The sequence below is a fragment of the Galbitalea soli genome (genome assembly GCF_010686725.1).
GTDB lineage: Bacteria > Actinomycetota > Actinomycetes > Actinomycetales > Microbacteriaceae > Galbitalea > Galbitalea soli.
Genome location: NZ_JAAGWZ010000002.1, coordinates 264,485 through 285,974 on the forward strand (window position 1 = coordinate 264,485; position 21,490 = coordinate 285,974).

The 21,490-nt window shown below is 70.9% G+C and carries 27 protein-coding genes; all 27 read left to right on the forward strand.

Going from position 1 to position 21,490, the window contains the following annotated elements:
• Positions 1-153: 153 nt before the first annotated feature.
• Positions 154-972: a sigma-70 family RNA polymerase sigma factor gene (locus tag G3T37_RS07325; protein WP_163472847.1), complete on the forward strand. Its 819-nt coding sequence runs from the start codon at positions 154-156 to the stop codon at positions 970-972.
• A gap of 122 nt (positions 973-1,094) precedes the next feature.
• Complete coding sequence (locus G3T37_RS07330) at positions 1,095-1,925, forward strand: flagellin N-terminal helical domain-containing protein (RefSeq protein WP_163472848.1); 831 nt, start codon at positions 1,095-1,097, stop codon at positions 1,923-1,925.
• Positions 1,926-2,024: 99 nt separating this feature from the next.
• Positions 2,025-3,434 (forward strand): flagellar filament capping protein FliD, encoded by a 1,410-nt coding sequence (gene fliD / locus G3T37_RS07335; protein WP_163472849.1) that lies wholly within the window; start codon positions 2,025-2,027, stop codon positions 3,432-3,434.
• Positions 3,431-3,844 carry a flagellar export chaperone FliS gene (fliS, locus tag G3T37_RS07340; RefSeq protein WP_163472850.1) on the forward strand — a complete coding sequence of 138 codons (414 nt, stop codon included), beginning with the start codon at positions 3,431-3,433 and terminating at the stop codon, positions 3,842-3,844. The genes fliD and fliS overlap by 4 nt, the downstream gene beginning before the upstream one ends.
• Complete coding sequence (locus tag G3T37_RS07345; RefSeq protein ID WP_163472851.1) at positions 3,837-4,157, forward strand: hypothetical protein; 321 nt, start codon at positions 3,837-3,839, stop codon at positions 4,155-4,157. Before fliS ends, G3T37_RS07345 begins: the two co-directional genes overlap by 8 nt.
• Positions 4,158-4,294: 137 nt before the next feature.
• Positions 4,295-4,636 (forward strand): flagellar basal body rod protein FlgB, encoded by a 342-nt coding sequence (locus G3T37_RS07350; RefSeq protein ID WP_163472852.1) that lies wholly within the window; start codon positions 4,295-4,297, stop codon positions 4,634-4,636.
• Positions 4,636-5,028 carry a flagellar basal body rod protein FlgC gene (locus G3T37_RS07355; protein WP_163472853.1) on the forward strand — a complete coding sequence of 131 codons (393 nt, stop codon included), beginning with the start codon at positions 4,636-4,638 and terminating at the stop codon, positions 5,026-5,028. The genes G3T37_RS07350 and G3T37_RS07355 overlap by 1 nt, the downstream gene beginning before the upstream one ends.
• Positions 5,028-5,342, forward strand: a complete 315-nt coding sequence (gene fliE, locus G3T37_RS07360; RefSeq protein ID WP_163472854.1) for a flagellar hook-basal body complex protein FliE — start codon at positions 5,028-5,030, stop codon at positions 5,340-5,342. The genes G3T37_RS07355 and fliE overlap by 1 nt, the downstream gene beginning before the upstream one ends.
• Positions 5,342-6,964 carry a flagellar basal-body MS-ring/collar protein FliF gene (gene fliF / locus G3T37_RS07365; RefSeq protein WP_163472855.1) on the forward strand — a complete coding sequence of 541 codons (1,623 nt, stop codon included), beginning with the start codon at positions 5,342-5,344 and terminating at the stop codon, positions 6,962-6,964. The genes fliE and fliF overlap by 1 nt, the downstream gene beginning before the upstream one ends.
• Positions 6,961-7,986, forward strand: a complete 1,026-nt coding sequence (fliG, locus tag G3T37_RS07370; RefSeq protein ID WP_163472856.1) for a flagellar motor switch protein FliG — start codon at positions 6,961-6,963, stop codon at positions 7,984-7,986. The genes fliF and fliG overlap by 4 nt, the downstream gene beginning before the upstream one ends.
• Positions 7,976-8,584 carry a FliH/SctL family protein gene (locus tag G3T37_RS07375; protein WP_163472857.1) on the forward strand — a complete coding sequence of 203 codons (609 nt, stop codon included), beginning with the start codon at positions 7,976-7,978 and terminating at the stop codon, positions 8,582-8,584. The genes fliG and G3T37_RS07375 overlap by 11 nt, the downstream gene beginning before the upstream one ends.
• Positions 8,581-9,924 carry a FliI/YscN family ATPase gene (locus G3T37_RS07380; protein WP_163472858.1) on the forward strand — a complete coding sequence of 448 codons (1,344 nt, stop codon included), beginning with the start codon at positions 8,581-8,583 and terminating at the stop codon, positions 9,922-9,924. The genes G3T37_RS07375 and G3T37_RS07380 overlap by 4 nt, the downstream gene beginning before the upstream one ends.
• Positions 9,921-10,355 carry a flagellar export protein FliJ gene (locus G3T37_RS07385; protein ID WP_163472859.1) on the forward strand — a complete coding sequence of 145 codons (435 nt, stop codon included), beginning with the start codon at positions 9,921-9,923 and terminating at the stop codon, positions 10,353-10,355. The genes G3T37_RS07380 and G3T37_RS07385 overlap by 4 nt, the downstream gene beginning before the upstream one ends.
• Positions 10,352-11,131, forward strand: coding sequence for an NlpC/P60 family protein (locus tag G3T37_RS15110; protein WP_163472860.1), 780 nt, complete (start codon positions 10,352-10,354; stop codon positions 11,129-11,131). Before G3T37_RS07385 ends, G3T37_RS15110 begins: the two co-directional genes overlap by 4 nt.
• Positions 11,128-12,648 carry a flagellar hook-length control protein FliK gene (locus G3T37_RS07395; RefSeq protein WP_163472861.1) on the forward strand — a complete coding sequence of 507 codons (1,521 nt, stop codon included), beginning with the start codon at positions 11,128-11,130 and terminating at the stop codon, positions 12,646-12,648. The genes G3T37_RS15110 and G3T37_RS07395 overlap by 4 nt, the downstream gene beginning before the upstream one ends.
• A 22-nt stretch (positions 12,649-12,670) precedes the next feature.
• Positions 12,671-13,099, forward strand: coding sequence for a flagellar hook capping FlgD N-terminal domain-containing protein (locus G3T37_RS07400; RefSeq protein ID WP_163472862.1), 429 nt, complete (start codon positions 12,671-12,673; stop codon positions 13,097-13,099).
• A gap of 35 nt (positions 13,100-13,134) precedes the next feature.
• Positions 13,135-14,313, forward strand: a complete 1,179-nt coding sequence (locus tag G3T37_RS07405; RefSeq protein WP_163472863.1) for a flagellar hook protein FlgE — start codon at positions 13,135-13,137, stop codon at positions 14,311-14,313.
• Positions 14,314-14,447: 134 nt separating this feature from the next.
• Entirely contained in the window at positions 14,448-14,759 is a 312-nt protein-coding gene (locus tag G3T37_RS07410; protein ID WP_163472864.1) for a flagellar FlbD family protein, read from the forward strand.
• Positions 14,759-15,559, forward strand: coding sequence for a MotA/TolQ/ExbB proton channel family protein (locus G3T37_RS07415; RefSeq protein ID WP_163472865.1), 801 nt, complete (start codon positions 14,759-14,761; stop codon positions 15,557-15,559). Before G3T37_RS07410 ends, G3T37_RS07415 begins: the two co-directional genes overlap by 1 nt.
• Positions 15,556-16,389: an OmpA/MotB family protein gene (locus tag G3T37_RS07420; RefSeq protein WP_163472866.1), complete on the forward strand. Its 834-nt coding sequence runs from the start codon at positions 15,556-15,558 to the stop codon at positions 16,387-16,389. The genes G3T37_RS07415 and G3T37_RS07420 overlap by 4 nt, the downstream gene beginning before the upstream one ends.
• Positions 16,390-16,503: 114 nt before the next feature.
• A complete protein-coding gene (locus tag G3T37_RS07425; RefSeq protein WP_163472867.1) occupies positions 16,504-17,409 on the forward strand; it encodes a flagellar motor switch protein FliM in 906 nt (301 codons plus the stop codon).
• Positions 17,406-18,110 carry a flagellar motor switch protein FliN gene (gene fliN, locus G3T37_RS07430; protein ID WP_163472868.1) on the forward strand — a complete coding sequence of 235 codons (705 nt, stop codon included), beginning with the start codon at positions 17,406-17,408 and terminating at the stop codon, positions 18,108-18,110. Before G3T37_RS07425 ends, fliN begins: the two co-directional genes overlap by 4 nt.
• Positions 18,111-18,551, forward strand: coding sequence for a flagellar biosynthetic protein FliO (locus G3T37_RS14840; protein WP_163472869.1), 441 nt, complete (start codon positions 18,111-18,113; stop codon positions 18,549-18,551).
• Positions 18,551-19,375 (forward strand): flagellar type III secretion system pore protein FliP, encoded by an 825-nt coding sequence (gene fliP, locus G3T37_RS07440; protein ID WP_163472870.1) that lies wholly within the window; start codon positions 18,551-18,553, stop codon positions 19,373-19,375. The genes G3T37_RS14840 and fliP overlap by 1 nt, the downstream gene beginning before the upstream one ends.
• Entirely contained in the window at positions 19,372-19,644 is a 273-nt protein-coding gene (fliQ, locus tag G3T37_RS07445) for a flagellar biosynthesis protein FliQ (protein WP_163472871.1), read from the forward strand. The genes fliP and fliQ overlap by 4 nt, the downstream gene beginning before the upstream one ends.
• 1 nt (position 19,645) lies before the next feature.
• Positions 19,646-20,404: a flagellar biosynthetic protein FliR gene (locus tag G3T37_RS07450; protein WP_163472872.1), complete on the forward strand. Its 759-nt coding sequence runs from the start codon at positions 19,646-19,648 to the stop codon at positions 20,402-20,404.
• Entirely contained in the window at positions 20,404-21,486 is a 1,083-nt protein-coding gene (locus G3T37_RS07455) for an EscU/YscU/HrcU family type III secretion system export apparatus switch protein (protein ID WP_163472873.1), read from the forward strand. Before G3T37_RS07450 ends, G3T37_RS07455 begins: the two co-directional genes overlap by 1 nt.
• The last annotated feature ends 4 nt before the right edge of the window (positions 21,487-21,490 follow it).

Sequence of the window (21,490 nt, forward strand, 5' to 3'; positions counted from 1 at the left end):
TCGCGCCGGATGACCGCACCGCCCGTACCCGCACCACTCCCGCACCACTCCCGCACCACTCCCGCACCACTCGCACCACCGACCCACCAGTACCGCCTCACCCGAGGTCTCAGAAGCTCGCATCACTTCTTCTTGCCTTGGGGAGCAACAACTATGGATCGTTCGGAGCGCAACGCTCTCGTGGTAGAGAACCTGCCGCTGGTGGGCTACCTCGTCTCGGAGGTCTGGTCGCGTGCCACCCACCTCTCGCGTGACGATCTGGCGTCGGCCGGCTCGGTCGGCCTCATCCACGCCGCCGAGGCCTTCAAGCCCGAGCTGGGCGTTCCCTTCGGCGCCTTCGCCCGCCGCCGCATCCTCGGTGCCTTCGCCGACGAGATGCGCTCCAGCGACTGGGCCAGCCGCACCATCCGCAAGCGCATCAAGGAGACCCTGCAGGTACAGGAGACCCTGACCGGCGCCCTCGGCCGCACCCCGTCGGTGGAGGAGCTCGCCTCCGCGCTCGGCATCGACCGCGCCGCGGCCGCCGAGGCCCTCGAGGACGCCTCCCGCTCCATCGCGAGCCTCGACGAGAGCGAGTCCGACTACCTTGCCGCGGAGGTGGCGAGCCCCGAGGACTCCCTCGTCACCGACGAGCGCAGCCGCATGGTCCGGGCCGCCGTCGGCGCCCTCCCCGAGAAGATGCGCCACATCGTCGAGGAGATCTACTTCAAGGAGCGCTCGGTCGGCGAGGTCGCCGAGGAGCTGGGGCTCACCCACTCCGCCGTGTCGCAGCAGCGTTCCGAGGCCATGCGGCTCATCCGCGACGGCCTCCAGACGCACTACGCCGACGAGGGGATGCCCGCCGCAGCCCCCGAGTCGCGCATCGCGCCCGCCCGCCGCACCGCGTACCTCGCGCGGGTCGCCCACTACGCCTCGGTGGCGGTGGCCGGCCAGACCGCCGAGATCATGCGCCTGGAGAGCCGGGCATCGTGAACCACTGCCGGCCGGAAAAAAATCTGCGCGATTTGCTAACGCGGAGCTGACCGGAGCCGACAGTTCTCAGTGTCACCCCATGGATGGGATGACGCACCAAGCCAAATCATGGAGGAATAACAATGGCACTCTCAGTCACCACCAACATTGCGGCGATGAACGCGTACCGCAACCTCAGCAACACCCAGAACTCGATCAGCTCGTCGATGGAGAAGCTCTCCAGCGGCCTCCGCATCAACCGCGCCGCGGACGATGCAGCCGGCCTCGCGATCTCCGAGGGCCTGAAGTCGCAGGTGAACGGCCTCACGGTCGCCTCCCGCAACGCGCAGGACGGCATCAACGTCGTGCAGACGGCGGAAGGTGCGCTCAACGAGGTGCAGTCGATCCTGCAGCGTGTCCGCGACCTCTCGGTCCAGGCCGCGAACGACTCGAACAGCACCGACTCCCGTGCCGCCATCCAGACGGAGGTCACCCAGCTCGGTTCCGAGCTCACGCGCCTCTCGACGGCGACCGACTTCAACGGAACGAAGCTGCTCGATGGCTCCGCCTCCGCCCTGAAGTTCCAGGTCGGCGCGAACGGCTCGGCCGACAACGTCATCACGGTCGACCTCAGCTCGGCGAACGTCGGCGCGATCGGAACCGCCGTCTCGGCGCTCACGTTCACCGACAACACCGCTGCTCAGGCCTCGATCACCGCGGTCGATGCGCAGCTCAAGACGGTCTCGACCGCCCGTGCCACCCTCGGTGCCGTTCAGAACCGCTTCCAGCACACGATCAACTCGGTCAACATCGCGACCGAGAACCTGAGCGCCGCTGCGAGCACGATCACCTCGACCGACATGGCCAAGGAGATGGTGAACTTCACCAAGGCGCAGGTGCTCTCCCAGGCCGGCACCGCGATGCTGGCCCAGGCCAACCAGCTGCCGCAGAGCATCCTGAAGCTCCTGCAGTAGGCCATACCGACCGCCTGGCGGCGGGGACCGATCTGAACCGTCCCTCCCCGCCGCCGGGCACCCACCCCCGCCCGCCCCGCCCGAGAGAGGAGAAACCACGTGTCGACACTCGGCATCGACGGCATCTCGAGCGGCATGGACACCACGTCCATCATCAACTCCCTCATCTCGGCCGACTCCGCCCCCCAGACCCTCCTCAAGACCAAGGCGACCACCGGTCAGACCCTGGTCACCGCGCTTCAGGCGCTCAACACCTCCCTCGCCGCTCTCGCGACGCAGGCCACCACGGCCTCCGCGTCCACGGCGTACAACGTCTTCACCGCGACCAGCTCAGCGACGAGCGTCACGGCCACAACCACGACCAGCGCGAGCGCCGGGTCGATCAGTCTGAGCGTCGCCCAGGTCGCTCAGGCCCAGGTGGGGGTCACCGCCGGCGTCACGGCGTTCGCGACCCCCGCCGTTTTCACCATCGTCGGAAGCGACGGGACGAAAACAGAGGTAACCGCGGTCACCGGATCGCCCGCCGATGTCGCCAGTGCGATCAACAAGGCGGGTGCCGGTGTCACCGCACTCAGCGTCGCGTCGGGTAAGGACGCGACGACGGGGGACACGCTGTACCGGCTCCAACTCAGCGGGACGTCGACGGGGTCTGCGGGGGCCTTCACCGTCTATGAGGGCTCGAGCACTGAGGTGGCCGCCGGTACAGCGACCGATCTTCTGACGCAGACGGGGGCGGCGATCATCCAGTCGGCTCAGGATGCGTCGGTCACCCTGTGGGCGGGCTCAGCCGCCGCGCAGACCATCACCTCGGCGAGCAACACCTTCACCGATCTGCTGCCCGGTGTCTCGGTCACGATCTCGAAGCCGGAGGCCTCGCCCGTGACCCTCACGATCGCGCAGGACAACGCGGCGGTGACGAAGAACGCGACCGATCTCATCACTGCCCTGAACGGCATCTTCTCCACGGTCGCCAGCAAGACCACGGTCTCGACCAGCACGAGCTCGACCGGAGCCGTGACGACGACGGCCGGAGCCTTCACGGGCGACCCGACGATCCGCACCATCAATGACGCGCTGTTCTCGGCGGCCTCCCAGCCCGTCGGCGGGCTCTCACCGCAGTCGATCGGCATCACCGTCACGCGCGACGGCACCCTCACCTTCGACTCCGCGGCGTTCTCCGCCGCGCTCGCCAAGGACCCCGCCGGCACCCAGTCGATGCTCTCGACGATTGCGGGGCGGGTGGCGGCCGTCACCACCGCGGCCTCCGACCCCATCAGCGGCACGATCACCCAGGAGATCACCGGGCAGCAGTCGTCGCTCAAAGACCTGAACTCGCAGATCGCCGACTGGGACACCCGCCTCGCGGCCCGGCGCGCCTCGCTGCAGACCCAGTTCACCGCCATGGAGGTCGCCTTGAACTCGCTCAAGTCCCAGTCCAGCTGGCTGACCTCGCAGCTGAGCGCGCTCAGCGGCAGCAGCTCGACCAGCAGTTCGTCGAGCGGCGGATGAGCGCCGTCCTCGACCCGCGGTCGGCCTACCGCCGCGACTCGGTCATGACCGCCACCCCGGCCGCGCTCCTCACCATGCTGTACGACCGGCTGCTGCTCGACCTGCAGTGGGCGGAGTCGGCGCAGCAGGAGTCCGACTGGGCCGTCGCGGGCACGCGTCTGCTGCACGCCCAGGACATCGTGACCGAGCTCATCGGCTCGCTGAAGCCCGAGCTGTGGACGGGCGGGCCGGCGCTCCTCGCGGTCTACGTCTATGTGCTGCCGCTGCTGCGCGCGGCCAACGTCGAGCGCTCCGTCGACAAGACGCGCGAGGCCATCCAGCTCCTCGACCCGCTTCGCCAGGCCTGGCGCGAGGCGGCCGAGACTGCATCGACCGCCGCCCCGACCGCGACCCTCTCCGCCGTTGGCTGAGATGCTCGGCTCCTGGGCGCGGATCCTCGACGAACTCGAGCGCCAGATCGGACGCGCCGCGGCGAGGCCGATCGTGTCGGTGGGGGCCTCGGGCATCTGGAGCATCGCCGAGCTGAGCATCCCCTTCGACGGCCTCGATGAGCTGCCGCCCGAGCTCGTCGCCCGCGCGCGCCGGATCCTCGGTGACTACGACCGCGTCATCGCCCAGCTGGACCGGGCCCGCGCCGAGATCGCGGGTCACCTCACCATGATCGACACCGTGCCCCGGCAGACCCCCGGGGGCACGGCCGTCTACCTCGACCGGCTCGGCTGACCCCCCTTTCGGGGCAAAGCGACCGTTTCCCCTAACGTCCCGGACGCGCGCGTCGATAGCTAATCCCAGAGCATGGATCGCTCGATGAATCGGCCACGGATCGGCCTCTCGCTTCTCTTTCATCGGAGCAGGTCCAGATGTTCGACTCGGTCACCCTCACCGCACTCTCCAGTGCGCTCGACGGCCTCGCCCAGCGCCAGCGGGCGATCGCCAACAACATCGCCAACGTCAACACTCCGAACTACCGGGCGCAGCGGGTCTCCTTCGAAGACGCCCTCGCCCAGTCGGTGAAGAACGGCAGCGGGAGCGTCACCGCGACCACCTCCCTCTCGCTCGAGCCCACGCAGCTGAACGGCAACAACGTCAACATCGACACCGAGACCCTGTCGAACATCGACACGGTGCTGCGGTACCAGTTCGCGACGCAGGCCGTGAACTCGGACTTCAACCAGATCCGCGCCGCGATCAGGACCAGCTGATGACCTTCGACGCGATCGGCATCGCCGGCAGTGCGATGGATGTCCACCGCAAGTGGCTCGACGCCATCTCCGACAACATCGCCAACATCAACACCGTGCGCCCGACGAGCGACGCCGCCTTCCAAGCGCGCTACATCGTCGCACAGGCAGGACCGGGCGACACGGGTGTCTACGTGCAGGGCGCCGCCTACGGCAGCGCGACCGGCCGGCTCGTGTACGAGCCCTCGAACCCGCTCGCCGACGCCAAGGGCTACGTGCGGTACCCCGACATCGACCTCGCCTCGCAGATGGGCCAGCTCATCATGGCGCAGCGCGGCTACGAGGCGAACGCCAACGTCGTCGACCGCGCCAAGACGAGCTACGAAGCGGCGCTTCAGATCGGCAAGAACTGATGACGATTCCCGCGATCACCGGCCTCGGCGGCGCCTCCGGCATCGCCGGCGCGAACTCGGCGGTGGGCCCGAACCTCACGGCGAACACCTCGGGCGCGAGCTTCTCCTCGATCCTCTCGGGAGCGATCGACAACGTGCAGAGCACCCAGGCGACCGCGAACGACCTCGCGGTCAAGGCCGTCACGGGTGACCTCACCGATATCCACCAGGCCACCATCGCGGCCACCCGCGCCCAGGTCACGGTCGAGCTCGTGACCGCCGTGCGCAACAAGGGTGTCGACGCGTTCAACGAGATGATGAGGATGCAGGCCTGATGCCCGCTGCGATCAACACGACCCTGCGCCGCCTGGCGAGCGCCATCCGCGAGTTCACCGTCGCCCAGCGCACGATCGCCATCATCGGCGTGATCGCCATCGTGGTCGCCGCGATCGCCCTCACGGCCTGGCTGAGCAAGCCCAGCTACTCGCCGCTGTTCTCGGGACTGAACGGCTCCGACGCCCAGGCTCTGGTCACGCAGCTGCAGGCCGACGGTGTGCAGTACGAGCTCGCCGACGGCGGCTCGACCATCCTCGTGCCCGACGCCAACGTCAACGCGGAGCGCGTCAAGGCGGCGGCCGCGGGCCTGCCGTCGCTGAAGCAGGGCGGCTACGCGCTGCTCGACAAGCTCGGCGTCACGAGCTCGCAGTGGCAGGAGGATGTCACCTACAAGCGCGCCCTCGAAGGAGAGCTGGCCTCGACGCTCGAGGCGATGGCCGGCGTGCAGACCGCCTCGGTGCGTCTCGCGATTCCCGCGCAGACCGTGTTCACGTCGCAGAAGCAGGACCCGACCGCATCCGTCTTCATCCAGCCGCAGGGCGGGGTGACGCTCACGAGCGACCAGGTCGCCGCGATCACCCACCTCACCGCCTCCTCGGTACCGGGCCTCACGCCCGCCAACGTCTCGGTGATCTCGGCCGACGGCACGGTGCTCTCCGCCTCGGGCACCGATGCCACCGCGAGCACCGACAAGACGACGAGCGCCTACCAGGAGAGCGTGCGCACCAATGTGCAGAACATGCTCGACCGGGTGCTCGGCGTGGGCAACTCGAGCGTGGTCGTCGCGGCGACCCTCTCCAACCAGACCTCGCAGCGCGTGGAGAAGAGCTACAGCATCCCGACCAACGCGCCGGCGATCAACGAGCAGTCCAGCACCGAGACCTACAGCGGCTCGGGCAGCGCGGGCGCGACCGGCGTGCTCGGGCCCGACAACATCGCCGTGCCGAGCGGCACCGCCTCGGGCGGGGCGTTCGTCTCGACCTCCGGCACCAAGAACAACGCCCTCGACTCGGTGACCCAGACGAGCGACATCCCCGCGGGGGCGGTCACCCGCCAGACCGTGTCGGTCGCCGTCAACTCGCGCGTCGTGAAGGGCGTCTCGGCCGCAACGATCACGGCCCTCGTGAACTCCGCCGCCGGCATCGATCCGACCCGCGGCGACGCGGTGGCGGTGCAGATGGTCGCCTTCCCCAAGGCCACCGCGACGGCGGCCGCGATCGCGCTCCGCCAGCAGCAGGCCGCGGAGGGTCAGGCGAACCTGGTCAAGATCATCACCACCGCGGTCACCGTGCTGGGCGTGCTCCTTGCCCTGTTCATGGTGCTGTTCATGGTGGGTCGCATGTCGCGGCGCCGCGAATCGACGCCCATCGACCTCGGCGAGCTCGGTGTCACGAGCGGCGGACCGGGCGGGTTCCCGGGGATGTTCGGCAGCGAGCAGCTGGCGGCCCCCGCCCCCACCCGCCAGCTGGAGACCCCGAACACGGCGGCGCTCATCGGCGAACTGCCCGCGCCGGGCAGTCTCGACCAGATGCGGGCCGACATCGACCGCCTCGCCGAGACCAACCCCCAGCGCGCGGCGGACGCCCTGCGCACCCTCATGGATGAGCGGGCCGGCGTATGACCGAGACCGCACGGGTGCTGACCGGGGTGCAGAAGGCCGCCCTCGTTCTGATGCAGATGAACCAGGAGAACGCCTCGGCGATTCTGCGCCAGTTCACCGAGGTGGAGGCCGAGGAGATCGCGGGCGAGATCGTGCGCCTGCGCCGCGTCGACCCGGAGTCCGTCGAGAAGGCGGTCACCGAGTTCCACGAGAAGACGATGTCCGGGGCGATGGGTGCCCGCGGCGGCCGCGAGTTCGCGGAGGAGCTGCTCCAGGCCACTTTCGGCGTCGAGCGCGCCGCCGGTGTGCTCGACCGTCTCGCCACCTCGATGGCGGGACCCTCCTTCGACTTCCTCGAGTCGGCGGACCCCGGTCAGGTCTCCAGCCTCCTCAGCGGCGAACTGCCGGAGACGATCGCGCTCGTGCTCGCCCACCTGAACCCGCACACCGCATCCGACATCATCGCCCGCTTCGACAGCGAGACCCGGGTCGCGGTCGCCCAGGCGATCGCCGGCCTCGGCTCGGCCACCCCCGAGGCCGTCGCGATCGTCGCCGAGAGCCTCAAGCACCGCGCGCGGGCCATGGTCGTACCGCGTGAGCAGCTGGAGGTCGTGGGCGGCGTGCAGCCGCTCGTCGACATCATCAACCGCGCCGACATCGCGACCGAGCACGAGCTGCTCGAGGCGCTCGACGCGCGCGACCCCGTGCTCGCCGACGAGGTGCGCGCGCGACTCGTCACCTTCGCCGATATCCTCAAGCTCGAGAAGAAGGACGTGCAGCAGGTGCTGCGCGGCATCGACTCGAAGATCCTCGCGACCGCCATGAAGGGCGCCGCGAAGGACGTCACCGACGTGATCCGCGACAACATGACCGAGCGCAACCGCGAGACCCTCGACGAGGAGATCGGCCTGCTCGGCCCCGTGCGCAAGAAGCAGGTCGACGAGGCGCGCGCCGACGTCGTGCGCTCCATGCGCGAGCTCGAAGCCCAGGGGCTCATCACCCTGCAGCGCGCCGACGAGCCGGAGGAAGAGTATGTCGCCTGAGCCGCAGTTCTCCCCGCTCGCCTTCCCGGCCCTTCGCGCCGACACGCTCGACGCCGACCTCGACCAGGCCCGCACGCGCGGTCACGCCGCGGGGTACGCCGCCGGCCTGCGACTGGCCGCCGCCGAGGCGGATGCCCGGGCCGCCCGCCTCGCCGAGCAGCAGTTCCGCGACCGCGAGTCCGCTCGCGCCTCCGTCGCCTCCGCCGTGCACGCCCTCGAGATCGCGGCGGCGCTGTTCGCCCAGCGATCCCTGCCGGTGCTGGCCGAGGCCGACGCGGCGCTCGCCGATGCGGCCCTGGACCTCGCCACGACCATCGTCGGCTGGCGCGAGGGCGACGCCGAGCTCTTCGCGATGGCCGCCGCGCGCCGCGCCCTCGCCGAGACCCAGGCCGCGGAGGTGCTGCGCGTGCGGCTCAATCCCGACGACCTCGAGCTGATCGGTGAGAGCGCGGAACTGCTCGCGCGCGTCACCGTCGTCGCCGACCCGACGGTGGAGCGCGGCGACGCGCTCGTCGACCTCGAGGACGGCCGCATCGACGCGCGGATCGGCGCCGCCGTCGCGCGCGCCACCGCCGCTATCCGGGGGGAGTGGGCATGACGATCGCGCCAGACCGCCCCACCTCCGCCTACCGCCCGGTGGGACTCAGTGCCGCGCTCACGGTGGCGACACCGGAGCGGATCGGACAGCTCGCCTCCGTGGCGGGGTTGGGCATGGTCATCCGCGGCCTCGACGCCGCCATCGGCGAGCTGCTGACCATCGGCCCCAGCGCCCGCGCCGAGGTGGTCGCGGTCGACCGCGACAGCGTGACCGCGATGCCGCTCGACCGCCTCGACCAGGTGACGGCCGGCGACGACGTGCACACCACTCGCAACCGGATGCTCGTCCCCGTCGGCCGCGGACTCCTCGGCCGCGTCCTCGACGCCTCGGGCCGCCCGATCGACGGTCGCGGTCCCCTCCGCGGCCACCTCGATCTGGTGACGGTCGACAACGAGCCGCCCTCGGCACTGCTGCGCACCCGGATCGACACCCCGCTGTCACTCGGCGTGCGCGTGCTCGACACCCTCACGACGGTCGGTCGCGGGCAGCGCATGGGCCTCTTCGCGGGCTCCGGCGTGGGCAAGTCCTCGCTGCTCTCCATGATCGCCCGCGGCACGGCCGCCGAGGTCTCGGTCATCGCCCTCATCGGCGAGCGCGGCCGCGAGGTCCGCGAGTTCATCGAGGACGACCTGGGGCCCGAGGGACTCGCCCGCTCCATCGTGATCGTCTCGACCGCCGATCAGCCCGCGCTCATCCGCGTGCGCGCCGCCTTCACCGCGACCCGCATCGCCGAGTCGTTCCGCGACGCCGGATCCCACGTCATGCTCATGATGGACTCGCTCACGCGCGTCGCGATGGCCCAGCGCGAGATCGGCCTCTCCGTGGGCGAGCCGCCCGCGACCCGCGGCTACCCGCCCTCGGTGTTCGGTCTGCTCGCGCGCCTTCTCGAGCGCGCCGGCACCGGCGAGACCGGCTCCGTCACCGGCATCTACACCGTGCTGGTCGACGGGGATGACCACAACGAGCCGATCGCCGATGCGGCGCGCTCCATCCTCGACGGCCACGTCGTGCTGGACCGCCGGCTCGCCATCGCCGGGCACTTCCCCTCGGTGGATGCCCTCGCCTCCATCTCCCGGGTCGCCTCGCGAGTCACCCCGCGGGAGCGCATGTCGCTCGCGCTCGCGCTCCGCCGGGTCATGGCCGCGCGTCGCCAGGCCCAGGACCTCATCGATGTCGGCGCCTACGCGCGCGGATCCAACGCTCTCGTCGACGCGGCGGTCGACCACGACGCCGCGATCACGGCGTTCCTGCAGCAGGACATGACCGAGCGCACCACCGCCGACGAGTCCTGGGCTCGCCTCAGCTCCCTCGTCGCCACGCTGGGCGGTGGTCTGCTGTGAGCACCGCGTTCTCGCTCGAGGGGCTGCTGCGCCTCCGCCGCCTGCAGAAGGATCAGGCCGCCGCCGAGGTCGCCCAGGCCCGCAATCGCGCGGCTGACACCCTGCGCCGCAAGCGCCAGGCGCGCGACCTCCTCTCGCTCACCGAGATCGAGCACGGCAGCGTCGACACGGTGCACTCGATCGCCGCGGCGCGCGCCTCCTCGGCGAGCATGCTGGCCGACCTGACCGCGCTCGAGGAGGACCAGCGGGTCGAGGTGGAGCGCGCCCGGGTGGCGCACGCCGCCGCCCACGGCAAGGCGCTCGGCCTCGAGAAGCTCGAGGCGCGGCACGGTGAGGCGAGCGCGCTCGCCGCCCTGCGCGCCGACCAGATCGTCATCGACGAGGTCTCCGCCCGCGCGTGGCATCTCGCACAGGGGGAGGTGACCCCGTGAGCGTCGCCGACATCCTGAGCTCGATCGCGCAGATCCAGTCGACCATCGCGGCCCTCTCGCCCGCTGCCGTCGGCACCGCGGTCGGCACGGGCACCGCGTCCGCGTCGGCCGACGCCGCGACGGGCGCTGCCCAGCTCGCCGCGAGCAAGACCTTCGACGGCCTCGTCGCGGGCTACGGCGCCGACCCGACCACGGGTCTCGCGACGGCCACCCCCTCCGTGGATGCGGCGACCGCGACGAGCGACGGGGTGACCGGTGCCGACGTGGTCGCCGACGCGAAGAAGTACCTCGGCGTGCCCTATGTGCTCGGCGGCGAGAGCCGGAGCGGAATGGACTGCTCCGGTCTCGTGCAGCGCGTCTTCCGCGACCTCGGCGTCACCACCACCCGACTCGTGCACACGCAGAAGCTCGAGGGCACGAAGGTGGACTCCCTCGCCAGCGCCAAGCCGGGCGACCTCATCGTCTTCAAGGGCGGCGACCACATCGCCATCTACGCGGGCAACGGCCAGGTCATCCACGCACCGTACCCCGGTCGCACGGTGTCGCTGCAGAAGCTCTGGACCGACGATTCCGGCATCGAGACGATCCGGCGCATCGTCCCCGCGCAGAGCGGCTCCGCCAGCGCGGCCGCCGCGGGGGTCGTCGCGTCCGGCGCTGTCGCGTCCGGCGCTCTCTCCTCGGGTGCGCTCGCCGCGGGCAGCAGCCCCTCGCTCGACGCCGCGCTCGCGCGGCTGCTCGCCCAGCAGTCCGCCCTCATGGCAGGGAGCAGCTCATGAACGCCAGCCTCAGCGGGGCGACCCTGATCGCGCCCGCGACGGCGCCGACGGATTCCCGTCCCACGCCCGGCACCGACGGCAGCGCCTTCGCGGCGCACCTTCACGCCGCCGAGCAGCGCGACGCGGAGCGGCGCGCGACGCCCGACAGCCGGCGCGACGACGATTCTGCCGGCCAGGCCGACCCGGCCGTGGACCAGACCCCGACCTCGCCCGCCCGCCCCGCGCACGCCTCGCGCCGGGGCAGCGCGGAGCGCACCGACTCCCGCACGGAGCCCGCGGCCACCGCCCCGGCCGCCCCTGCCCCGGCTGCCGTTCCCGGCACCGCCGCGCAGGCCGTTGCGGGACCCCTCGCCGACGCGACCGACCCGGCGGAGGCCCCTCTCGCCGCGGTCGGCGCGTCGGCGATCCGGGCAGCGGAGGGCGCCGCGCCCGGGCCGCTGCCGCTCGCCGGAGCGCTCGCGACCGCCGCTGCCGCGGCGCTCCCCGCGACCCTCCCCGCGACCGCGCGCGCCGTCGGGACGCCCGGCGCGGCGTCGCGGCCCGGCACACCCGGAGCTCCCGGCACGCCCGCCACCCGTGCGGGTTCCTCGACCCCCGGCACTCCCGCCACCGCCCCGACTTCCCCCGCCACCCTCGGGCTCGACGAGGCGGCGAGCGACCTCGCGGCGATCGTCGCGGCGGCCGCTCCAACCGCCTCGGCTCCCGCGGGCACCGCCCCAGCTCCCGCGGGCACCGCCCCGGCCGCGTCCGGCGCCGGCGGGGTGCTCCTCGCCGGCGCCACCGCGGCGGGCATCGCCACCCCGAGCGCGGCACCCGCGGCGGCCGGAGCCGCCGTCGCCTCGGCGCTCGCCGCGACCGTCACGATCACGCCCACCGCCGCGACCGCCGGCTCCGCCGCGAGCCCGCTGACGCGTCGCGGCACCGACGAGTCCACTGCGGCGGGCGATCCGAGCGAACTCGCCCTGCCGGCCCTCGCATCGTCACCCGCGTCCCCGGCCCCGCTCGCCGCCGCCGCCCCCGCGACCGTCGTCGCCGCGCCGTCGCTGCCGACCTCGCTCACCGCGCAGCTCGCGCGACCGCTCCTCACGCTGCGCGGTGCCGCCGACGGCGGCCATGTCCTCACGGTGCACATCGCGCCCGAGGCGCTCGGCCCTGTCACCGTGCACGCGCACATCGCGGCGAGCGACATCCGCATCGAACTCAGCGCCGCGAGCGACCAGGGGCGCGAGGCGCTCAAGGCGATCCTGCCCGAGCTGCGTCGCGACCTCGCCGCCGGGGGCCTCGCACCGGCGACGCTCGACCTCTCCTCCGGCGCCGGGGCGGGCGGGGCCGGGGCGAACGCCTACCGCGACGCCGGCCCCGGCTTCGCGGGCTCGGGGACGGGCAGCGGCGGGGGAGCGAGTGGGGGGAGCGGGTCATCCGCCACCCCCGGCCGCTCGGCCCGCACCGACCCCGACCAGCCCACCATCCGACCACGCACGGGGGCGTCGATCGCGACGCTCGACGTGCTCGCCTGACCACACCACGACGGGACACACCATGACAGTTGCCGCAGTCGACGCCAGCACCGCGACGTCGCTCTACTCGCAGGGCACCACCGCGGCGCCCGCCAAGCAGACGATGGACAGTGACGTGTTCATGAAACTGCTCATCACCCAGTTGCAGACTCAGGACCCGAGCGCGCCCATGGACAGCAACCAGATGATCACCCAGACCTCCCAGCTGGCCTCGATGCAGCAGCTGACGTCGCTCGGTACCACGACGACAGAGAACTTCTCCCTGCAGATGCGGATCGCCGCCGCCTCCATGATCGGCAAGACGGCGAGCTACACCGACTCGAAGGGCATCACCCAGACGGGCACGGTCTCCGCCGTCTCGTTCGCGGCTGCCGTTCCCACGGTCACCATCAACGGAACCGCGGTCAACCTCGACCTCGTCTCCGGAATCAGCACCACCGCATCCGCCTGACCACGACCAGCCACACCAGAAAAGGAATCCAGACAATGCTCCGTTCTCTCTACTCCGGCATCTCCGGTCTCCGTTCACACCAGACCATGCTGGATGTCACGGGCAACAACATCGCCAACGTCAACACCACGGGCTTCAAGTCGTCGGCCACGCAGTTCCGCGACACGCTCTCCCAGATGACGCACGGCGCCGGGGGAGCGCAGGACCTCGTCGGCGGCACCAACCCCGCGCAGGTCGGCCTCGGCGTGCTCGTCGCGGGCATCTCCACCAACTTCACCCAGGGCTCCGCGCAGGCGACCGGCCGCTCGACCGACATGATGATCTCGGGCGACGGCTTCTTCGTCACCAAGATCGGCACGCAGACGCTGTACACCCGGGCCGGCTCCTTCGACCCCGACTCCGAGGGCCGCCTGGTCTCGCCCGACGGCGCGATCGTGCAGGGCTGGCCGGCCGTGAACGGCGTCATCCCCGACGGCAGCACCGCGCTCGGTCCCGTGACCATTCCCCGCAACGCGGTCAGCCCCGCCGTCGCGACGAGCACGGTGAGCGCCTCGGGCAACCTGCCCGCCGATGCCTCCACCGGCACGGCGCTCACGCGCGACATCGACGTCTACTCCGCCGACGGCTCCAAGCGGAGCCTCGCCGTGACCTTCACCAAGTCGGCCACCGGCTGGGATGTCGCGGCCACCGACCCGAACGGAGCCACCGGCGCCGGCACCATGACGTTCAATGCCGACGGCACCCTCGCGAGCGGCGGCTCGCTCACGGTCGGCGGCATCGCGGTCGACCTGAGCGCCCTCACCGGGTACGCCTCGCTCTCCACCGTCTCGCTCGACAAGCAGGACGGTCGCACCGTCGGCACGCTCGAATCGTTCTCGCTCTCGAAGGACGGCACGCTCGTCGGCTCGTTCAGCAACGGGGAGACGCAGGCGATCGCGCGCATCGCCCTCGCCACCTTCGTCAACCCCGGCGGCCTGGAGAAGGCGGGCTCCTCGGAGTACACGGCCACGATCAACTCGGGCACCCCGCAGCTCGGTACGGCGGGCACCGACGGATTCGGCTCGCTCATCGGCGGCTCGCTCGAGATGTCGAACGTCGACCTCTCGCAGGAGTTCACCAACCTCATCGTCGCGCAGCGCGGCTTCCAGGCGAACGCCCGCATCATCACGACCTCCGACGAGGTGCTGCAGGAGCTCACGAACCTCAAGCACTAGTCACGGGCGGGGCATCGGCCGGATTCAGTCCGCGCCGGTGCCCCGCTTTTCTAACGCGATCGGCACCGCTGCCGATAGTGGTATCTGAGGCACAGGATGTGCCTCGCGATCTACTCCAGGAAGGGGGCCGAACGATGATCGTCGTCACAAAGCTGAACAACAGTCGTTTTGCCGTCAATCCCGACCTGATCGAGAGGATCCACAGCAACCCCGACACCACGCTCGCCCTCGTGGACGGCACGACCTACATCGTGACCGAGTCCATGGAAGAGGTCATCGAGCTCATCGCGAACTACCGCGCGAAGGTGATCTCGATCGCCCGCGCCTCGGAGACGGTCGAACTGCGTCGAGTGACCAACGAGAACTCGGTCACCCCGTTCCCCTCCGCGGGCAGCCGGCTCGCCGCCAAGGGCGGCCCCGCCGCCAAGAACCCCGGGGGACTGTAGTGGATCCGGCAACCCTCATCGGACTCCTGGCCGCCTTCGGCTCGGTGTTCGCGATGCTCACGCTCGAGGGCTCCAACATCTCGACGATCCTGCTCCCGGCCCCCATGATCCTGGTCTTCGGAGCCACCTTCGCGGTCGGCGTCGCCTCCACCACGATCCCCGATTTCCTGGGCGCGATGAAGGCGGTGCCCCGCGCGTTCAAGGGCAAGGTCGAACCGGCGCAGAAGCTCATCGACCAGATCGTCACGATCGCCGAGCGGGCCCGCAAGGATGGCCTGCTCTCGCTCGAACAGGAGGCCGAGAACGTCTCCGATCCCTTCCTCAAATCGGCCCTGCGCAACATCGCCGACGGAATGGACGCCGAGGAGCTCGCCGGGCTGCTGGAGCTCGAGGTGGAGACCCGCGAGAAGTCCGATCGGGCCGCCTCCAAGTTCTTCAACTCCCTCGGCGGCTACTCGCCGACCATCGGCATCATCGGCACCGTCATCTCGCTCACCCACGTGCTCGAGCACCTCTCCGACCCGGCGACCCTCGGCCCCTCCATCGCCGGCGCCTTCGTCGCCACCCTCTGGGGCGTGCTCTCGGCCAACCTCATCTGGCTGCCCCTGGGCGGTCGCCTCGGCAAGCTCACCGACCTCACCGCCGAGCGCATGAACCTCCTCATGGAGGGCGTGCTCGCCGTGCAGGCCGGTGGCCAGCCCCGCGTCGTGGGCGAGAAGCTCCGCGCGATGGTGCCCGCCGCCGACCTCAAGGGCGGAAAGGGCAAGGGGTCGAAGGACGACCTGAAGGAGGCGGCATGAGCCTCCGCCGGCAGCGCAAGGGCGGCCACGCGGGCGGTCACGAGGGGCCGGATGAACGCTGGATGGCCTCCTACATGGACATGGTCACCGTGCTCATGTGCCTGTTCATCGTGCTCTACGCCATGTCGACCGTCGACAAGGACAAGTTCGAGAAGCTCCGGCTCGCACTTGCGACCGGCTTCGGCACGACCCACTCGAAGACCGTCGACACCGCGACCGGCGTCGTCGTCGCGCCGCAGAACGTGGGCAAGAACGGCGTGGATCTCACCGCCTTCAACGAGGCGCAGCAGGAGGTCGACAAGCTCCAGCAGCTGGAGAAGCACATCTCGGCCAACCTGCGGAGGGCCGGCCTGCGCAGCGCCGTCGACTTCACGATCGACTCGCGCGGGCTCACCGTCAAACTCGTCGGCTCCTCCACCTTCTTCGACGGCAACAGCGCGAACCTGCGCGACACGGCCCGCCGCGTGCTGAACGCGATCGGGCCGGTCATCCGCGGTCTTCCCAACACGGTCTCGGTGGAGGGGCACGCCGACCAGCGCGGCTCGCCGGCCCCCTTCCCGACCGACTGGGAGCTCTCCTCGGCCCGCGCTACGACGGTGCTGCGCTACCTGGTGGAGCAGCGCGGGCTCAGCCCCTCCCACATCGTCGCCTCGGCCTACGGCTCGGCGCACCCGCTGCCCACGACCAGCCACGGCATCGACCACGCCCTGAACCGCCGGGTCGACATCGTCGTGCTCTCCACCCAGTCGGAGGACGTGCGCAAGCTCATCCCCGCCATCCTCGCGGGGGCGAAGGCGCAGGACCTTCCGATCACCGCGATCCAGCAGTGAGCGAGCGGGGCGGATGACCGTGCCGCCGGCGTCACGCGAACTGGGGGTGCAGGCGAGCGGCAGTCGGGCGCGCCCCGCCTAACGACCCTCCCGCCCCCGTCGATAGTCCCTCGCATGACGGTTCAGGAAAGTGTCGGTGCGGGCGTGCTCGCCCCGGCGCGCCCCGAGGTGGAGGTCTACGACTTCCAGCGCCCGACCACGCTCGCCCGCGAGCAGTCGCGCGCCCTCTCCGTCGCCTTCGAGACCTTCGCGCGCCAGTGGGGCACGCAGCTCACCGCGATGACCCGCACCCTCTCGTCGGCGGTGCTCGACACCGTGACCATGCAGCGCTACGACGACTACGCCGCCGCCCTCCCCGACACGACCGCGATGGTGCTCTGCGACGTGGAGGACCACCTGGCGCGCGCCGTCATCGAGTTCCCCACCGCGACCGGCCTTTCGTGGGTGGGGCGGATGCTCGGCGGCACGGGCGCGCTCGAGGCGCCGACCCGCGGCTTCACCGCGATCGAGCAGACGATCATCCGTCGCCTCGTCGACTACGTCATCGAGGATCTCAAGTACTCGCTCGGCAGCCTGCTGCCCGCGGAGCTGAGCGTCGACACCATCCACTACAACGCGCAGGTCGCTCAGGCCGCCGCGACCGCCGACTTCATGCTCGTCGCCCAGTTCACCGTGATCGTCGCGGAGGACCGCTCGACCGCCTCGATCGCGATCCCCGCCGACGCGATGCTCCCGCACCTCACCCCGCTGGGGGCGATCCGTCCGCAGGGCGCGCGGCCCGACCCCACCCGGGTGCAGCTCGACACCGTGCCCGTCGCCGTGTCGCTCCAGCTCCAGCCCGCCATCGTCGGCCCCGCCGACATCCTGGGCCTCGTCGAGGGCGACCTGATCGCTCTTCCCCACCCGCAGCACCGCCCGCTGAACGTGGCCGTCGACGGCCACGTCGTGGCCCGGGCGGCGGTCGGCGCGAACGGTTCGCGTCTCGCCTGTGTCGTCGTCGATCTCGAGGAGTCGAAATGAGCACCACCACCATCGCCACCGCACCCCTCGAGCAGGAGGCCGCCGACGCGCTCGTCGCGAGCCTGCCCAGCGTCGCCACCCTCGTCGCGGTGAAGGCGGCCGCCCCGGCCGTCGTGCCCGCCGAGGCGGCGACCGCCGTCATCGCCACCTTCGTGGGCGCCCGCTCGGCCGACCTCGCCCTCGTGCTCCTCGATACCTCGATGCTGCAGGATGCGGCGGGCGCGGGCACGCGGATCACCGCGACCGACGTGCTGCACCCGGCCCTCGAGCGCGGCGCCGCGGTGCTCGGCGCCGGGGTGCTCGGCGACGCGACGGAGGCCGACGTCACGGCGCTCTTCGCCGACGGCGACACCGCGCTCTTCGAGCTGCTCGCCGGCACCACGACGGCGGGCTGGTTCCTCATCCGCATCCGCACGGCGCCCGCGGCCGCCCGCGACATCGCGCCGATCGGCGACAAGCTGAGCCGCATCAACAACGTCGAGATGGCCCTCACGGTCGAGATCGGCCACACCCGCATGTCGGTGCGCGACGTGCTGAGCCTCGAGCCCGGCGCGGTGATCGAGCTCGACCGCGCCGTGGGCGCCCCCGCCGACGTGCTGCTGAACGGTCGCCTGATCGCGCTCGGCGAGATCGTCGTCGTCGACCAGGACTACGCGGTGCGCATCACGCGGATCCTCGACGACGCCGAGGCGACCCGCTAAGTGGACACCCTCTTCCTCGCCCTCCGGGTCGTCGTCTCGCTCGCCGCCGTGCTCGGCGTGATCTGGTTCATCCAGAAGCGCCTCGGTCGGGGCACCGGCACGCGCACGACGCGCGGCCGGGTCGGCGGCGCGCTGCTGCGACCGCGCGCCAAGCCGCTGTCGATCGTCGGTCGCCAGAGCATCGGGGCAAAGGCGGCGGTCGCCGTCGTCGAGTTCGAGGGCCGGCGCTTCCTGCTCGGGGTGACCGAGCACGGCATCAGCGTGCTCGACAGCTCGGCCCCGGCTGTCGAGGACGAGGCCGTCGCGGTCGCACCCGACGCCCGCTTCGCCGACGCGCTCGACGCCGCGACCCTGCCGGCCGACGCTGTCCCGCTCGCCGGGTCCATCCTCTCCGCCGGAACCTGGAAGCAGGCCTACTCCGCGCTGCGTCAGGCGCGGTGATGCGCGCTTCCGCCTCGCGTCGACTGAGGGTCGCGCTGGCCGCGGCCGTCTCGACGCTGGCGGTCGCCCTCCTCACCGCCGGTGCGCCCTCCTGGGATCACCTCGCGAAGTCACCGACCCCCGTGCCGACCCCGACCGCGCCCTCCGTCGGCGACCTCATCTCGGTCAACATCAACGGTCCCGACGGCACGCCCTCGTCGAGCGTGCTCGTCCTCATCGGCATCACGCTGCTCTCGGTCGCGCCCGCCCTGATCCTCATGATGTCGTCGTTCACGAAGATCTTCGTGGTGCTCGCGATGACGCGCAACGCGATGGGCCTCACCAACGTGCCGCCGAATCAGGTGCTCGTGGGGCTCGCACTGTTCCTCTCGCTGTTCATCATGTGGCCGGTCATCCAGCATGTGAACACGGATGCCCTGCAGCCCTACCTGCACGGCCACCTCGATTTCGCCCACGCCATCAAGGTCGCCGAGGGCCCGCTGCGCACCTTCATGGTCGCGCACACCCGGCAGGAGGACCTCGCGCTCATCACGCGCGCCGCCGGTCAGGCCAACCCCGCCTCGCCCTCCACCGTGCCGATGGTCACGCTCATCCCCGCCTTCATGATCTCCGAGCTGCGCAGCGCGTTCATCATCGGCTTCGTGATCTTCGTGCCCTTCCTCATCATCGACCTCGTCGTGTCGGGGGCGCTCATGGCGATGGGCATGATGATGCTGCCGCCGGTCATGATCTCGCTGCCGTTCAAGATCCTGCTGTTCATCCTCGTCGACGGCTGGGGCCTGCTGGTCACCACCCTCATCGGCAGTTACACGGGTACCTCGTGACCCCGCAGGATGTCGTCGACATCGGAACCCAGGCCTTCATCGTCGCCGCCAAACTCGCCGCCCCGGTGCTCGTCACGGCGCTCGTCGTCGGCTTCGCCATCTCGGTGTTCCAGTCGATCACGCAGATCCAGGAGACGAGCGTCGCGTTCGTGCCCAAGGCGATCGCGGTCTCGATCGCGCTCATCGTCTGCGGCCAGTGGATGATCGCCGAGATCGTCTCCTTCACCACCGAGTTGTTCGCCAAGATCCCGCACCTGCTGGGGGGCTGAGATGTCGATGGTCACCATGGGGTGGTTCGAGGCGATCATGCTCGCGAGTGTGCGCATGGTGGCCTTCCTGGTCGTCGCCCCGCCGTTCTCGCACGGCGCGATCCCCCTGCAGGTCAAGGGGATGCTCGGCCTCGGCCTCGCGCTCGCCGTGTCGCCGCTCGTCGCGAACGGCCACGTGCCCCTGGAGACGGGCGCCTTCATCGGCACCCTCATCGAGCAGCTCGTGATCGGGCTCGCCCTCGGATTCCTCGTCATGCTCGCCTTCTCGGCGATCCAGTCGGCGGGCAGCCTCGTCGACCTCTTCGGCGGCTTCCAGCTCTCCCAGGCCTTCGACCCCGGCATGCTCGTGAACGGCGCCCAGTTCACGCGGCTCTTCCAGATGGCCGCCATCGTGCTGCTCTTCACGACCGACGGCTACCAGATGGTGATCGCGGGCATCTCGCGCTCCTTCACCGCGCTGCCGATCGGCAACTCGCTCGACCTCGCGATGACGGCGAAGGCCGCCACCCAGGCCTTCGGCGACCTCTTCCTCTCCGCCGTGCAGATCGCGGGTCCGCTGCTCGTCGTGCTGTTCCTCGCCGACGTGGGGCTCGGCCTCCTCACCCGCGTCTCGCCCGCCCTCAACGCCTTCTCCCTCGGCTTCCCGCTCAAGATCCTCATCACGATCGTGTTCGCGAGCGTCGTCTTCATCGCCCTGCCGCGCGTCGTCGCGGCCCTCGTCGACCAGGGCCTCCAGATGCTGACGGGGGTGACCGGCTGATGAGCGATTCGGGCGAACGCACCGAGCAGGCGACCGAGAAGCGCATGAAGGAGGTGCGCAAGAAGGGCGAGATCAGCACCTCCAAGGATCTGAGCGGCTGGCTCGCCGTCGCGGCCGCCATCGCCATGACGCCGGTCGTCATCGACGCCACCACGGCGGCCTGCCGCACCGCCTTCGCGTCGGTAGCGGTCGCCGTGCGCACCCCCGAGCCGAAGGTCGCGCTCGCCGCACTCGGCCAGGGCTTCGGCGCGGTGATCCCCGCCCTCACGCCGATGTTCGTCGTGGTCGTCATCGCCGTCGTCGCGGGCGTCGCCCTCCAGGGCGGCATCTACCTCAAGGCGCCGACGCTCTCGTTCAAGAACTTCAACCCCGTCGCGGGACTCACCCGCATGTTCGGCACGCAGGCCCTGTGGGAGGGCGTCAAGAACGTGTCGAAGACCGCGATCGTGGGCGTCGTGCTGTTCGCGGTCATCCAGGGGCTGGTCCCCGCCCTCATGAACGCGGGCGGCATGTCGGTCACCGAGCTGCTGAACACCGCTCAGGGCGCGGTCGGCACGCTCGTGCAGGCGGCGATCGCGGTGGGGCTGATCATGGCGGGCGTGGACGTGATGGTGGTCATCCGCCGCAATCGCAAACGCACCCGAATGACCAAGCGCGAGGTGCGCGACGAGCACAAGAGCTCCGACGGCGACCCGCTCGTCAAGTCGCAGCGGCGGTCCCGGGCCCTCGCCCTCACCCGCAACCGCATGATCACCGCCGTCGAATCGGCCGACGTCGTGATGCTCAACCCCACCCACATCGCGGTGGCCCTGAAGTACGAGCCCGGCAAGTCGGCGCCCCGCGTCGTGGCCAAGGGTGCGGGCGCGGTCGCCGCCCGCATCAGGGAGAAGGCCGCCGAGAACCGCATCCCGATGGTCGAGGACATCCCCCTCGCCCGCGCCCTGCACGCCGCGTGCGAGGTGGGGCAGGAGATCCCGGTCGACCTCTACAACGCCGTCGCGCGCGTGCTCGCGTTCGTGATGGCCCTCAAGTCGAAGGGTGCCGCGCAGGGCATCCACCGTCTCGCCACCTCGCCCGTCTGACCGG

What these genes read in the sequence shown, in the direction of transcription:
- G3T37_RS07405 (WP_163472863.1), top strand. Translation starts at nt 13,135, where the DNA reads ATGCTCCGTTCTCTCTACTCCGGCATCTCCGGTCTCCGTTCACACCAG.
- G3T37_RS07400 (WP_163472862.1), top strand. Translation starts at nt 12,671, where the DNA reads ATGACAGTTGCCGCAGTCGACGCCAGCACCGCGACGTCGCTCTACTCG.
- G3T37_RS07375 (WP_163472857.1), top strand. Translation starts at nt 7,976, where the DNA reads ATGTCGCCTGAGCCGCAGTTCTCCCCGCTCGCCTTCCCGGCCCTTCGC.
- fliF (WP_163472855.1), top strand. Translation starts at nt 5,342, where the DNA reads ATGCCCGCTGCGATCAACACGACCCTGCGCCGCCTGGCGAGCGCCATC.
- fliE (WP_163472854.1), top strand. Translation starts at nt 5,028, where the DNA reads ATGACGATTCCCGCGATCACCGGCCTCGGCGGCGCCTCCGGCATCGCC.
- G3T37_RS07325 (WP_163472847.1), top strand. Translation starts at nt 154, where the DNA reads ATGGATCGTTCGGAGCGCAACGCTCTCGTGGTAGAGAACCTGCCGCTG.
- G3T37_RS07410 (WP_163472864.1), top strand. Translation starts at nt 14,448, where the DNA reads ATGATCGTCGTCACAAAGCTGAACAACAGTCGTTTTGCCGTCAATCCC.
- G3T37_RS07450 (WP_163472872.1), top strand. Translation starts at nt 19,646, where the DNA reads ATGTCGATGGTCACCATGGGGTGGTTCGAGGCGATCATGCTCGCGAGT.
- G3T37_RS07420 (WP_163472866.1), top strand. Translation starts at nt 15,556, where the DNA reads ATGAGCCTCCGCCGGCAGCGCAAGGGCGGCCACGCGGGCGGTCACGAG.
- G3T37_RS07455 (WP_163472873.1), top strand. Translation starts at nt 20,404, where the DNA reads ATGAGCGATTCGGGCGAACGCACCGAGCAGGCGACCGAGAAGCGCATG.
- G3T37_RS07395 (WP_163472861.1), top strand. Translation starts at nt 11,128, where the DNA reads ATGAACGCCAGCCTCAGCGGGGCGACCCTGATCGCGCCCGCGACGGCG.
- fliS (WP_163472850.1), top strand. Translation starts at nt 3,431, where the DNA reads ATGAGCGCCGTCCTCGACCCGCGGTCGGCCTACCGCCGCGACTCGGTC.
- G3T37_RS07355 (WP_163472853.1), top strand. Translation starts at nt 4,636, where the DNA reads ATGACCTTCGACGCGATCGGCATCGCCGGCAGTGCGATGGATGTCCAC.
- G3T37_RS07350 (WP_163472852.1), top strand. Translation starts at nt 4,295, where the DNA reads ATGTTCGACTCGGTCACCCTCACCGCACTCTCCAGTGCGCTCGACGGC.
- G3T37_RS07425 (WP_163472867.1), top strand. Translation starts at nt 16,504, where the DNA reads ATGACGGTTCAGGAAAGTGTCGGTGCGGGCGTGCTCGCCCCGGCGCGC.
- G3T37_RS07380 (WP_163472858.1), top strand. Translation starts at nt 8,581, where the DNA reads ATGACGATCGCGCCAGACCGCCCCACCTCCGCCTACCGCCCGGTGGGA.
- fliP (WP_163472870.1), top strand. Translation starts at nt 18,551, where the DNA reads ATGCGCGCTTCCGCCTCGCGTCGACTGAGGGTCGCGCTGGCCGCGGCC.
- G3T37_RS07330 (WP_163472848.1), top strand. Translation starts at nt 1,095, where the DNA reads ATGGCACTCTCAGTCACCACCAACATTGCGGCGATGAACGCGTACCGC.
- fliN (WP_163472868.1), top strand. Translation starts at nt 17,406, where the DNA reads ATGAGCACCACCACCATCGCCACCGCACCCCTCGAGCAGGAGGCCGCC.
- fliG (WP_163472856.1), top strand. Translation starts at nt 6,961, where the DNA reads ATGACCGAGACCGCACGGGTGCTGACCGGGGTGCAGAAGGCCGCCCTC.